This is a genomic window from Sinorhizobium alkalisoli, assembly GCF_008932245.1.
Lineage (GTDB): Bacteria > Pseudomonadota > Alphaproteobacteria > Rhizobiales > Rhizobiaceae > Sinorhizobium > Sinorhizobium alkalisoli.
Genome location: NZ_CP034909.1, coordinates 96302 through 108309, shown reverse-complemented (window position 1 = coordinate 108309; position 12008 = coordinate 96302). Strand labels below are relative to the sequence as shown.

The 12008-nt window shown below is 62.6% G+C and carries 12 protein-coding genes; 4 read left to right on the top strand and 8 right to left on the bottom strand.

Translation table 11 applies throughout. The features are described 5' to 3' along the window. Positions 1-55 precede the first annotated feature (55 nt). Positions 56-1681: a glucose-6-phosphate isomerase gene (gene pgi, locus EKH55_RS00515; RefSeq protein WP_069459608.1), complete on the top strand. Its 1626-nt coding sequence runs from the start codon at positions 56-58 to the stop codon at positions 1679-1681. 60 nt (positions 1682-1741) lie between these two features. On the opposite strand, the gene EKH55_RS00510 is transcribed toward pgi, so the two are convergent. The 7 genes from EKH55_RS00510 to EKH55_RS00480 all read right to left on the bottom strand — a co-directional run bounded on the left by EKH55_RS00510 (position 1742) and on the right by EKH55_RS00480 (position 8528). Further along, complete coding sequence (locus EKH55_RS00510) at positions 1742-2668, bottom strand: carbohydrate kinase family protein (RefSeq protein WP_069459609.1); 927 nt, start codon at positions 2666-2668, stop codon at positions 1742-1744. 48 nt (positions 2669-2716) lie between these two features. Beyond that, positions 2717-3415, bottom strand: coding sequence for an orotate phosphoribosyltransferase (locus EKH55_RS00505; RefSeq protein WP_069459610.1), 699 nt, complete (start codon positions 3413-3415; stop codon positions 2717-2719). A 47-nt stretch (positions 3416-3462) separates the two neighbouring features. After that, positions 3463-4500, bottom strand: a complete 1038-nt coding sequence (gene pyrC, locus EKH55_RS00500; protein WP_151610775.1) for a dihydroorotase — start codon at positions 4498-4500, stop codon at positions 3463-3465. 243 nt (positions 4501-4743) lie between these two features. Next, a complete protein-coding gene (locus EKH55_RS00495) occupies positions 4744-5364 on the bottom strand; it encodes a nucleoside triphosphate hydrolase (protein WP_151610774.1) in 621 nt (206 codons plus the stop codon). Continuing rightward, positions 5361-6143, bottom strand: a complete 783-nt coding sequence (locus EKH55_RS00490) for an ATP-binding cassette domain-containing protein (RefSeq protein WP_069459613.1) — start codon at positions 6141-6143, stop codon at positions 5361-5363. The genes EKH55_RS00495 and EKH55_RS00490 overlap by 4 nt, the downstream gene beginning before the upstream one ends. Beyond that, positions 6143-7225 carry an ABC transporter permease gene (locus EKH55_RS00485; RefSeq protein ID WP_069459614.1) on the bottom strand — a complete coding sequence of 361 codons (1083 nt, stop codon included), beginning with the start codon at positions 7223-7225 and terminating at the stop codon, positions 6143-6145. Before EKH55_RS00485 ends, EKH55_RS00490 begins: the two co-directional genes overlap by 1 nt. Positions 7226-7502: 277 nt before the next feature. Beyond that, positions 7503-8528, bottom strand: coding sequence for a sugar ABC transporter substrate-binding protein (locus tag EKH55_RS00480; RefSeq protein ID WP_069459615.1), 1026 nt, complete (start codon positions 8526-8528; stop codon positions 7503-7505). A gap of 338 nt (positions 8529-8866) precedes the next feature. Here EKH55_RS00480 and EKH55_RS00475 point away from each other — a divergent pair, with 338 nt between their 5' ends. Together EKH55_RS00475 and EKH55_RS00470 are read left to right on the top strand one after the other, a co-directional pair. Further along, on the top strand, positions 8867-10096 hold the full coding sequence (locus EKH55_RS00475; RefSeq protein WP_069460002.1) for an ROK family transcriptional regulator: 1230 nt from the start codon (positions 8867-8869) through the stop codon (positions 10094-10096). 39 nt (positions 10097-10135) lie between these two features. Further along, the gene (locus EKH55_RS00470; protein WP_069459616.1) at positions 10136-10570 is read left to right on the top strand and encodes an RbsD/FucU family protein; all 435 of its coding nucleotides are present in this window, start codon (positions 10136-10138) and stop codon (positions 10568-10570) included. 55 nt (positions 10571-10625) lie between these two features. Here EKH55_RS00470 and EKH55_RS00465 read toward each other — a convergent pair whose 3' ends face one another. Further along, positions 10626-11066 carry a DoxX family protein gene (locus EKH55_RS00465; RefSeq protein ID WP_069459617.1) on the bottom strand — a complete coding sequence of 147 codons (441 nt, stop codon included), beginning with the start codon at positions 11064-11066 and terminating at the stop codon, positions 10626-10628. 230 nt (positions 11067-11296) lie between these two features. Here EKH55_RS00465 and EKH55_RS00460 point away from each other — a divergent pair, with 230 nt between their 5' ends. Then, on the top strand, positions 11297-12001 hold the full coding sequence (locus EKH55_RS00460) for a Crp/Fnr family transcriptional regulator (RefSeq protein WP_069459618.1): 705 nt from the start codon (positions 11297-11299) through the stop codon (positions 11999-12001). Positions 12002-12008: the final 7 nt, after the last annotated feature.

Below are 12008 nucleotides of genomic sequence, written 5' to 3'. Positions count from 1 at the left end.
GCCGCGGTTAAACCGACTAGCTATCGCAGCCAATTCCGATGCAAGGAGCCCTGCGATGAAAGCGCTTGTCGAAAGCCTGAAAGCCAGTGCACGCGAGACCGATGCAACCGATATCCGCGCCGCCTTCGCGGCCGATCCGAACCGCTTTTCCCGCTTCAGCACGAGGCTAGACGATCTCCTCTTCGACTATTCGAAATGTGCGGTGAACGACCGGGTCCTGGAAGGGCTCGAAGCGCTGGCGAAGGCAGCCGGGGTCGAGGAAAAGCGCGACGCCATGTTCCGCGGCGATATCATCAATATCACCGAGGAACGCGCCGTGCTGCACACGGCGCTCAGAAACCGAGGAAACCGACCGGTCCTCGTCGGCGGCAAGGATGTCATGCCCGACGTCAATGCCGTGCTAGAAGCAATGGGCGGCTTTGCCGAGGACGTGCGATCCGGCAGCCTGAAGGGCGCCACGGGCAGGGAGATCACCGACGTCGTCAATATCGGCATCGGTGGCTCAGACCTCGGTCCTGTAATGGCGACGCTGGCTCTTGCCCCTTTCCATGACGGCCCGCGGCTGCATTTCGTGTCCAATGTCGACGGTGCCCATATTGCCGATACGCTGAAGCTGCTCGACCCCGAAACCTCGCTCTTCATTGTCGCTTCCAAGACGTTTACGACCATCGAAACCATGACCAACGCGGCAACCGCCCGCGCCTTCATTGCCGACAAGCTCGGCGAAGCGGCCGTCGGCAATCATTTCGCGGCCGTTTCGACGGCGCTCGACAAGGTCTCCGCCTTCGGCATCGATGCGTCCCGCGTCTTCGGTTTCTGGGACTGGGTCGGCGGCCGCTATTCGATCTGGTCGGCCATCGGCCTGCCGCTGATGATTGCGATCGGCAAGAAGGATTTCGGCCGATTCCTCGACGGCGGCCATGCGATCGACGAGCATTTCCGCGGCGCACCGGTTCGCGAGAACATCCCGATGCTGCTTGGCCTCATCGGTTTCTATCATCGCACCGTGCTTGGCTATCCGTCACGGGCGATCCTGCCTTACGACCAGCGCCTTTCGCGCTTCCCCGCCTATCTGCAGCAACTCGATATGGAATCGAACGGCAAGGCCGTCACGCTCGACAGCACGCCGGTCGAATTCGCGACCGGACCGGTCGTCTGGGGAGAGCCGGGCACCAACGGGCAGCATGCCTTCTACCAGCTTATCCACCAGGGAACGGACATCATTCCCGCCGAATTCATGATCGCCGCGAACGGGCACGAAAAGACACTGCGCCACCAGCACGAACTCCTGATCGCCAACTGCCTGGCGCAATCGGAGGCGCTGATGAAGGGCCGCACGCTTGCCGAAGCAAAGGCACAGCTTACCGCCAAAGGCATGGACGAGGCCAAGGCCAACCGGATCGCGCCGCACCGCGTCTTCACCGGTAACCGGCCGTCGCTCACCTTCGTCTACGACCAGCTCGATCCTTTCGCGCTCGGCCGACTGATCGCGCTTTATGAACATCGCGTCTTCGTCGAGGGTGCGCTCTTCAACATCAACTCCTTCGACCAGTGGGGTGTCGAACTCGGCAAGGAACTCGCGACCGGCCTGCTGCCGGTGGTCGAAGGCAAAGAGAGCGCCGAAGGCCACGATTCTTCAACCGCGGGTCTCGTTGCCGCAATCCTGCAGGCGGCGCGCTGATCGGAAACGATTCGAGGCGCCGATGGTATCGGCGCCTCGTCTGGCTCTCCTGTTCGGCAATCAAAGTCCGATTTCGTGCCGCCAGGGCGGATTTGCGCCGGCGCGCGACACCGTGACGGCCGCCGCCTTGGCGCCGAGCGTCAGGGCGGCGCGAATGGCTGCCTCGTCGAGGCTCGCCACGGATTGCTTCGTCAGTCGATTGTTGAGCTTCAGCGAGGCCAGCACGCCGGCGTCGAAAGTGTCGCCGGCACCGACCGTGTCGACTACGCTCACCCGCTCTCCTGCGACTTCGACCTTATGATCGCGCGTATAGCCGACCGCGCCCTCCGCCCCCTTGGTGATCAGCACCAGCTTCGGGCCGCGCGCCAGCCATTCGGCCGCAAGTGCGTCGTGGCTTCCCTCCATGCCGAACCAGGCGAGATCCTCGTCGGAGAACTTGACGATGTCGGACATCGCCGCCATGCGGTTCATGCGAGCAAGATGGGCCTGCCGGTCCGTGATGAAGCCCGGGCGAATATTGGGGTCGAAGGAGATCACTCGCTTTTCGTGCTCCCGCCGCATCAGTGCTTCGTAGGTCGAGCCGCAGGGTTCGGGGATGAGGCTGATCGCGCCGAAATGCAACGCCTCGCAGGTATCGCCGAGCGCCGGAAGATGATCGATGGTGATCATCCGTCCGGCGGTGTTCTCGTCGAAGAAGGCATAGCTCGCATGACCATCGACAAGCCTAACGAAGGCGAGGGTCGTGTGCAGCGGCAGGGTGGCAGAGGGGCTGAAGTCGACATTCGCAGCTTTCAGCGTCTCGCGCAGTATGTCGCCGAACATGTCATCGGAAAGGCCGGTGAAGAAGCCGGTCGGAATGCCAAGGCGCCCGAGCGCGATGGCCGTGTTGAAAATCGCGCCGCCCGCATAGGGCGCAAAGGCGCTTTCCCCGGACGGCGTCTCGCGCGGCAGCATATCGATCAAGGCCTCTCCGCAGCAAACGATCATGACTGTCCCTCCCTATGGGTATTCAAATTGATTGAGCGGGCGCGGCTTTCAATTGGCCGCAAGCGCGCTGACGCCGCCATTGCGGGCCGACCAGTCGAGCGGCGCATCGAGGAAGGCCTCGACTTCGTTCAGCGTCTTCTCGTCGAAGAGCACCTGCTTACGGGCGACCGCAAGCACGTTGCGCCAGGTGGCGATGTAATGCAGGTCGACGCCCTTGGACTTCATGTTGGCACGCGCTTCCGGGAAAATGTCGTAGTAGAAGAGGGCAACGCCATGCTCGACGATACCGCCGGCCGCCCGGATCGCATCGATGAACTTGAACATCGAACCGCCCGCGGTGGTCAGGTCCTCGATCACGAGCACGCGCGCGCCCTCCGGCATGTGGCCCTCGATCTGGGCGTTGCGGCCATGCCCCTTCGGCGCCTTGCGCACGTAGATCATCGGAAGCCCGAGACGCTCGGCGAGCATCGCCGCAAAGGGAATGCCGGCGGTTTCGCCGCCCGCAACCAGGTCGAACTGCTCGAAGCCGGCCTCGCCGAGGACCGTCGCGGCGGCGAAATCCATGACCGCCGAGCGGATGCGCGGATAGGAGATCAGTTTGCGGCAGTCGATATAGACGGGGCTCGCCATGCCGGAGGCAAGCTTGTAGGGCTCGTCCGCGCGGAAGTGTACGGCCCTGATTTCCCAGAGCATCTTCGCGAGCAGTTCGGCCATCACCGCCTTGTCGGTGAACGCATTTGAAAACATGACCTCTCCTTCCGGGGCTGACCGGATGTCATCCCCTAAAAAACCGATCAGACGACGGCCCAGTGGAGCGGGAACATCGGATCGAAGACTGTGATGGGACCCGCTTCCGTCTCGATCTTGGCGGGGTAGCGAAGCCGTTCCTCCTGCTTGCGCAGCGTGATCTTCTCCTCGTTGGCAGGCAGGCCGTACCAGGCGGGGCCGTTCAGCGACGTGAAGGCCTCCAGCCGGTCGAGTGCGCCCTCTTCCTCGAAGACATGCGCCAGACAGCTCAAGGTGTTGATCGAGGTGTAGATGCCGGCACAGCCACAGGCGCACTCCTTCATGGGATCGCCGTGCGGAGCGGAATCCGTGCCGAGGAAGAAGCGCTTGTCGGCGGAAGTCGCCGCCGCCCTCAGCGCCAGCCTGTGCGTTTCGCGCTTGGCGACCGGCAGGCAGTAGTAGTGCGGCTTGATGCCGCCGACGAGAATGGCGTTGCGGTTGATGATCAGGTGATGGGTGGTGATCGAGCCGGCGAGATTGGCCTTCGACGTCATGATATAGTCGATGCCGTCCTTCGTCGTCACGTGTTCCATAGTGATCCTCAGGTCCGGCAGGCGGCGGCGAAGCGGATCGAGCACCTTCTCGATGAACACGGCCTCGCGGTCGAAGATATCGACATCCGCCGTCGTCACCTCGCCATGGACGCAGAGCGGTGCACCGATCTCGGCCATGCGCTCCAGCACCGGCATCGCCTTTTCGATGTCCCGCACGCCGCTCGACGAATTGGTCGTCGCACCAGCCGGATAGAGCTTCACCGCCTTGACGAGACCGCTCTTGAAGCCCGCTTCCACGTCGTTCGGATCGGTGGTCTCGGTGAGGTAAAGTGTCATCAGCGGCTGGAAGCGATCTCCTGCAGGTACGGCGGCGAGGATGCGCTCGCGATAGGCGGCCGCATCGGCGGACGTGACCACCGGCGGCACCAGATTGGGCATGATGATGGCGCGCGCGAAATGGCGGCTCGTGTCGGCAATGACACCGCGCAGCATGCCTCCGTCGCGAAGATGAAGATGCCAATCGTCCGGGCGTCTGATTACGAGCTCTTGCATGTCAGCGTTCTCCCGATGCTCGCGCCCGTTCGGCGCGTGCGGCGCTACAGCGCCGCGCGTCTTATTAGACGCGCAAAGGTCGCTGTGGCTCTTTGAATTGCTGCATGTCTTTGTCCATTAATCGACGTCGATTAAAGGAGACATGCAGTAGAGCGCCGGCCGATGCGCTTCAAAGGCGGTCGCTCATGTGGTGAAACCGGCGCCTCGATATCATCATTGCTCCGCCGAAGACAATGGCATCTCTCAGAAATCCCGTATCACGAGATCGACCGGCCGGCGGCTGCCGATGACGCGGCGGGCATTCGGTATATCGTTGCCGAAGGCCTTCTCGCGGGCCGGCTCGTCGCCATAGCCGTGGTCGTACCAGCGTTCGAGCAATCGCCGTTCGAGCACGTCGATACCCGGGTCGATGAAGATCGAATAATCGAAGGCGCCGGCGAGTCCGTTCCAGGGTGCCTCGTCGAGCAGCAGGTAATTGCCCTCCACGAGAATGATCCTCGTCTGCGGCGCGATGACCCTCGCCGAAGCGATCGCCAGTTCGCGGGACCGATCGAAGACCGGAACCAGCACTTCACCGTCATTGGCGCGCACGGCGGCAAGCGTCGAAACGAACGCCCGCACGTCGAAGGTCTCGGGCGATCCCTTGCGGGCGATGAGCCCCTTCTCATCGAGGACGGCATTGTCCATGTGGAAGCCGTCCATCGGAAGCACCGCGACGCATTCGCCCGCATCGGCAATCGAAGCGGCCAGGGCCTCCGAAAGCGTCGACTTGCCGGCCCCGGGCGGGCCGGCAATGGCGACAATGAAACGGCCGGCATCCGCCGCCCGTTTCAGGATTTCGTCCGTCAAGGACTGGAGGTTCATGCGGCGATCGCCTCGCCCGGAGGTGCCTTTGCGCCGGTCATGAAGGCGACCGCATCCGACATGGTGTAGTCCTTCGGATTGATGACGCAGAGGCGGCGGCCGAGGCGGTGGATGTGGATTCGATCCGCGACTTCGAAGACATGCGGCATGTTGTGCGAGATCAGGACGATCGGCAGGCCGCGGCGGCGCACGTCGAGGATCAGTTCCAGCACGCGCCGGCTTTCCTTGACACCGAGTGCGGCGGTCGGCTCGTCCATGATGACGACCTTCGACCCGAAGGCGGCCGCACGGGCGACGGCGACGCCCTGGCGTTGGCCACCCGAAAGCGTCTCCACCGCCTGGTTGATGTTCTGAATGGTCATCAGGCCAAGCTCGGAGAGCTTGGCGCGCGCCTGTTTTTCCATCGCCGCCCGATCGAGCGAGCGGAACCAACTGCCCATGATTCCTGGTTTGCGGATCTCGCGGCCGAGGAACATGTTGTCGGCGATGGAGAGCGCCGGCGACAGGGCAAGGTTCTGGTAGACCGTCTCGATGCCGGCATTCCGCGCGTCCATCGGCGAGCGGAAATGGACGGGCTTGCCTTCGAGGCGGATCTCGCCCTCGTCCGGCGTGACTGCGCCGGAGATCGCTTTGATCATGGAGGACTTGCCGGCGCCATTGTCGCCGATCACGGCCAGGATTTCACCCGGGTAGAGATCGAAATCGGCGTGGTCGAGAGCGGTCACTCGGCCGTAGCGCTTGACGAGACCGCGGGCTGTGAGAATGGGTTCCTGTGCCATCACGCTGCTACCTTTCTGATCCACTGGTCGATTGCAACGGCGGTGATGATCAGCAAGCCGATCAACAGATAAGTCCATTGCGGATCGGTCCCCATCAGCCGAAGCCCAAGGGAGAAGACGCCGACGATCAGCGCGCCGAAGAGCATGCCGAGAATGGAGCCGCGTCCGCCGAAGAGCGAGATGCCGCCGATCACCACAGCGGTGATCGATTCGATGTTGGCGAACTGGCCTGCGGTCGGCGAGACTGAGCCGATGCGGCCAATGAGGGTCCAGCCGGCAAGGGCGCAGATCAGTCCCGACAGCGTGTAGACGGTGACGAGCATGCGCTTGACGTCGACGCCGGCCAGCTTGGCCGCCTCCGGGTCATCGCCGACCGCATAGACGTAACGGCCCCAGGCGGTGCGATTGAGGACGTACCAGAGCAGCGAGACGAGAAGCACCATGGCGATGACGCCATAGGTGAAAACCGCATTGCCAATGCGAATGTTCTGGCCGAAAAACTGCAGGATCGGCGCGTTGGCGGAGATATCCTGGGAACGGATCGTCTCGTTGGCCGAGTAGAGGAAGTTGGACGCGAGCACGATCTGCCACATGCCGAGCGTGACGATAAATGGCGGCAGCTTCATGCGCGCGACGAGCATGCCGTTGATGTAGCCGCAGAGTGCGCCAACGCCGAGGCCACAGAGAACCGACAGCGTCGGCGGCAGTCCGTAGCGGAAGGTGAACTGCCCCATGATAACGGACGAGAGCACCATGATGGCGCCGACTGAGAGGTCGATGCCCGCCGTCAGCACGACGAGCGTCTGGGCCGCCCCGACGATACCGACGATCGCTACTTGCTGGAGGATCAGCGTCATCGAGAAGGCGGAGAAGAACTTGCCTCCGAGAATGGCGCCGAACGCCGCCAGCGACAGGACCAGCACGATCAGCGGCACGGCGGCCGGGCTGGAATGAAGAAAGTGCTGGAGCTTCTGGAGCGGCGTCTTGTCGTGCGTATCGAAGGACGCCACCTCCGTCGAACTGTTAACCAGGACCTTTTCGAATTCCTGGGATGGCTGTGCGGCTGTGTTTGGCTCGCTCATGGAGATTCCTCCCGTGAACCCCACTCCCAAAGGGGGTCGCATTGCTTCAGGATGCGCGGCCCCCGGTCATCGCGGCGAGGTTCGGAACTTTGCCGATCTCGATGGCATGACCGAAGAAGCCGGAGCGGGACGCAAGCGGAAACGCTTTGCAAGTTCCTCCATCCCGCCCCACAAAAGTTGCCCAGGTCTTACGGCTTGTCAAAGACTTGGTGCTTACGCGAAGGGCGGCTGGCAGCCGCCCCTCTCTGAGATGCTTCGATCCGAAATCGAGGGGCGATCAACCCCAGCATTTCTCCATGCCTTCCTTGGTGTCGATCGACTCGACGCCAGAGGCCGGCTTGTCGGTGACGAGCGCAACGCCGGTGTCAAAGAAGTTCTTTCCTTCGGTCGGGGCCGGCTTCTCGCCGGTATCTGCAAACTTCTTGATCGCCTCGATCCCCAGCGCCGCCATCATCAGCGGGTACTGTTGCGACGTCGCGCCGATGACGCCTTCGGCGACGTTCTTGACACCCGGGCAACCACCATCGACGGAAACGATCAGCACGTCGCTCTCGCGACCGACCGCCTTCAGCGCCTCATAGGCACCAGCGGCAGCCGGCTCGTTAATCGTATGGACGACATTGATGGTCGGGTCCTTCTGCAGAAGGTTCTCCATCGCGGTACGCCCGCCCTCTTCGTTGCCGTTGGTGACATCATGGCCGACGATGCGCGGATCGTCCTCGTCGCCGATCTTGTTCGGATCCTTGGGGTCGATGCCGAAGCCGATCATAAAGCCCTGATCGCGCAGAACGTCGACGGAGGGCTGCGCCGGCGTCAGATCGAGGAAGGCGACGCGAGCATCCTTGGCGGCATCGCCGAGCGTTGCGGCCGCCCACTGGCCGATCAGCTTGCCGGCAAGCAGGTTATCGGTCGCGAAGGTGGCGTCGGCGGCATCGATCGGCTCGAGCGGCGTGTCGAGCGCAATGACCAGAAGACCGGCGTCGCGCGCCTTCTGCACGCTCGGCACGATGCCCTTGGTGTCGGACGCGGTAAGCAGGATACCCTTGGCGCCATCGGCTATGCAGGTCTCGATTGCGGCAACCTGGCTTTCGGAATCACCGTCGATCTTGCCGGCATAGGACTTGAGCGTGACGCCGAGTTCCTGAGCCTTGGCGGTCGCACCTTCCTTCATCTTTACGAAAAAGGGATTGGTGTCGGTCTTGGTGATAAGGCAGGCGGAAACATCGGCCGCTTGAGACGGCGTGGCGAAGGCAACGCCGAGAGCAAGCGCGCCCATGGCAGCAGACAGTACAGTTTTCTTCATAAAACCCTCCCAAGGTTTTGAACATGCCGGCGCACCGGCTCCGGGCTTCGCCATCGCAGTTTCTCCTCCGCGAGCGGCGCTTCCGACGATCACTCAAACACCAAATCTCGGGAGTGTCAATAAATAAATCAAATTGAATTATTATCTGGATGTGGCATGCTGCGAAGGGCTGGCCGGACTCGAGCTCGCGGGTGAGGCGAGCACGAAACGCGCAGATGAAGAAAAAGGAGGCGTTTTGGGCGGGTGCCGTTTGGCGAAGCCTCAATGCCTTGAAAAGATCGCGTGATTCTCAGTTGCCCGATTTGAGGATCGTGCTGCCGACGGGAGGAGACCGTGGCATGTCAGTGACAGGAGATCCCCTCAGGGGGGCCTTACAGCCGGATGTGATCGACCCGAGCGGCGGGGCGAACCAGACGCGCGTGCGTGCCTATAACGAGCGGCTGGTCATGTCGCTGGTGCGTCGCCACGGCAGCCTTTCGAAGGCGGAGATCGCGCGCCGTTCCGGGCTGTCGGCGCAAACCGTCTCCGTCATCATGCGGGCGCTCGAAGCGGACGGCTTGCTCATCCGCGGCGATCCCGTGCGCGGGCGTGTCGGCCAGCCCTCGATCCCAATGCGCCTCAACCCCGATGCGGTGTTTTCCTTCGGCGTCAAGATCGGCCGGCGCAGCACCGATCTGGTGCTGATGGATTTCGTCGGATCGATTCGGCTGCATCTTCACCAGATCCATGCCTACCCGCTGCCCGCGGACCTGGTCGCCTTCATCATCGACGGTACGGAGAAGCTGCAGGCGCAGCTCAAGCCGGATGAGCGCAAGCGCATTGCCGGCATTGGCATCGCCACGCCCTTCGAACTCTGGAACTGGGCCGAGGAGGTCGGCGCGCCGCGCGAAGCGATGGACAAGTGGCGCGATTTCGACCTGACTGCGGCGGTCTCTGGCAGGAGTCGATATCCGGTCTTCCTGCAGAACGACGGCACCAGCGCCTGCGGTGCGGAACTCGCTTTCGGCGTCGGCGCCAACTATCCGGACTTCGTCTATTTCTATATCGGCTCGTTCATTGGCGGTGGCGTCGTCATCAATTCCGCCCTGTTCTCCGGCCGCACCGGCACTGCCGGTGCCGTCGGTCCGCTGCCGGTTTCCGGCAAGGACGGCAGGACGACGCAATTGCTGAAAATCGCCTCGGTTTTCGTACTCGAGAAGCTTCTGCGCGAACATGGCGTCGATCCGAAGCCGCTCTGGTACTCGGCGGACGACTGGATCGACTTCGGCGAACCGCTCGAAATCTGGATTCAGGATTCGGCGGCCGCTCTCGCCCAGGCCGTCGTGTCGGCCGCCTCGATCATCGACTTCTCCGCCGCCGTGATCGACGGCGGCTTCCCGCCATGGGTGAAGTCACGGCTCCTTGCGGCGACGCGCAAGGCGCTCAAGACGCTCGACCTGCAGGGCGTGACGGTTCCCGACCTCGTCGAGGGCGCGGTTGGAAGCCACGCCCGGGCGATCGGCGGCGCGAGCCTGCCGCTCTTTTCACGCTACCTGCTCGACACCAATGTTCTCTTCAAGGAGCTTTGAACAGACCATGTTGATCTCGAAACGAAAGGCACCCGGCCGATGTTAAAAGGAATCGACCCCATCCTCAGCCCGGAATTGCTTTCGGCGCTGAGGGCGATGGGGCACGGCGACGAAATCGCCCTCGTCGACGGCAACTATCCGGGACAGGAGCATGCGCGCCGGCTGGTGCGGCTCGATGGGCATCACCTGATCCGCGTTCTCGATGCCATCTTGAGCGTTCTACCAATCGACGATTTCGTGCCCGAAGCGATCTTCCGCGCGACCGTCGGGCAGGACAAGGAGGTGCTCGACGCGGTGCATCGGGACATCATCGAGTGCTGCCGCAGGCATGAGCCGGACCGGCCGGTCGTGCCACTCCTCGGCGCCGACTTCTATCCGCGGGTGAAGGCTGCCCATACCGTTGTGCAGACGAGCGAACCGCGGCTCTACGGCAATGTCATCCTGCGCAAAGGCGTGATTTACCCGAGCAGATGACAAAAAACCCGCCGGAGTCGCCGGCGGGTTCTTCTTCCGATAGTGGCTCAGGCACTCAGGCGGTCACGAGCGATTTGCCGAAGCGCGCGTCGATGGAGAAGGCGCCGGGACCAAATCCGGCCAGCACGAGGAAGGCGCCGGCGATCGTGATGTTCTTCATCATCATGATCTGGTTGAAGAGCGACAACAAGCCGTTTGCAGCATCAGGGAAACCCGGAATGTTGATGGCGCTGCCATGAAACACGAAGGCGGTGACCAGGCAGAAAGCGGCGAGCAGGTAAGAGGCGATCCGCGTCTGGAAGCCGACGAGGACGGCAAGGCCTGCGGCCAATTCGAAGACGCCGGCGAGATAGGCGAGCAGGGTCGCCGCCGGCCATCCGGCATTGGTGATCATGCCGGCGGTTCCGGACGGATCGCCGAGCTTGCCGAAGCCGGAGGTGATGAAGATGATCGAGAGAAGAATGCGCCCGATGAGGACGATGACATTCGGGGACATGCGCGAGGCTCCTGTTGGAAACAAGTTGGCAACAGAAGTACCAGCATTTTCCGATTGATCTAGCCGCCGCCACGGAAACAGATCGTTCACCCCACGAAGACAGACGCGTGCTTTCGTCAACACGCGGGATCTCCCCCGGCGCTGACGTGCTTTTTCTATTGCAAGAGAGGACGACACCATAAAGAATCGCCGCGCGTACGCACGGCAGCGGACACGCACGGGGGAATCTCATGGCCGAAGTTAACCGGAGTCCCGCTTTCTGGCGGTCCTTCCCGATATTCGAAGAGTTTGACAGGGACACGCTTTGCGAACTTGCCGATCTCGCCAGCTATCGGAAATGGGCCGCGGGCACCGTCATTTTCCAGCGTGGCGACGAGGGCAACTACATGATTGTCGTCGTTTCCGGACGGATCAAGATCTCGCTGTTCACGCCCCAGGGCCGCGAGCTCATACTACGCCAGCACGAGGCCGGTGCGCTCTTCGGCGAAATGGCCGTGCTCGACGACCAGCCACGCTCGGCGGATGCCACCGCGGTCACCGCCGCCGAAGGCTATGTGATCGGCAAGAAGGATTTCGTCGGCCTGATCACGCGAAGGCCCAAATCGGCCGAGGCCGTAATCCGCTTCCTCTGTGCACAATTGCGCGATACGACCGAGAGGCTGGAGACGATCGCGCTCTACGATCTCAACGCCCGCGTTGCGCGCTTCTTCCTGGCGACGCTGAGACAGATCCATGGCAATGAGCTGCCCGAAAGCGCCAATCTCCGCCTGGCACTCAGCCAGACCGATATTGCATCCATTCTCGGTGCGAGCCGGCCCAAGGTGAACCGGGCTATCTTGTGGCTCGAGGAGAACGGCGCCCTCAGCCGCTCGGACGGGATCGTCTCCTGCAATATCGAGCGCCTGCTGAACATAGCCGATCCGGAGGAGGACTAGGCCGTTT

Excerpts from the sequence above, each read along its gene's own strand:
- EKH55_RS00475 (WP_069460002.1), top strand. The coding sequence starts at position 8,867 with ATGTCAGTGACAGGAGATCCCCTCAGGGGGGCCTTACAGCCGGATGTG.
- EKH55_RS00465 (WP_069459617.1), bottom strand. The coding sequence starts at position 11,066 with ATGTCCCCGAATGTCATCGTCCTCATCGGGCGCATTCTTCTCTCGATC.
- EKH55_RS00510 (WP_069459609.1), bottom strand. The coding sequence starts at position 2,668 with ATGATCGTTTGCTGCGGAGAGGCCTTGATCGATATGCTGCCGCGCGAG.
- EKH55_RS00505 (WP_069459610.1), bottom strand. The coding sequence starts at position 3,415 with ATGTTTTCAAATGCGTTCACCGACAAGGCGGTGATGGCCGAACTGCTC.
- EKH55_RS00470 (WP_069459616.1), top strand. The coding sequence starts at position 10,136 with ATGTTAAAAGGAATCGACCCCATCCTCAGCCCGGAATTGCTTTCGGCG.
- EKH55_RS00485 (WP_069459614.1), bottom strand. The coding sequence starts at position 7,225 with ATGAGCGAGCCAAACACAGCCGCACAGCCATCCCAGGAATTCGAAAAG.
- EKH55_RS00480 (WP_069459615.1), bottom strand. The coding sequence starts at position 8,528 with ATGAAGAAAACTGTACTGTCTGCTGCCATGGGCGCGCTTGCTCTCGGC.
- EKH55_RS00460 (WP_069459618.1), top strand. The coding sequence starts at position 11,297 with ATGGCCGAAGTTAACCGGAGTCCCGCTTTCTGGCGGTCCTTCCCGATA.
- pyrC (WP_151610775.1), bottom strand. The coding sequence starts at position 4,500 with ATGCAAGAGCTCGTAATCAGACGCCCGGACGATTGGCATCTTCATCTT.
- EKH55_RS00490 (WP_069459613.1), bottom strand. The coding sequence starts at position 6,143 with ATGGCACAGGAACCCATTCTCACAGCCCGCGGTCTCGTCAAGCGCTAC.
- EKH55_RS00495 (WP_151610774.1), bottom strand. The coding sequence starts at position 5,364 with ATGAACCTCCAGTCCTTGACGGACGAAATCCTGAAACGGGCGGCGGAT.
- pgi (WP_069459608.1), top strand. The coding sequence starts at position 56 with ATGAAAGCGCTTGTCGAAAGCCTGAAAGCCAGTGCACGCGAGACCGAT.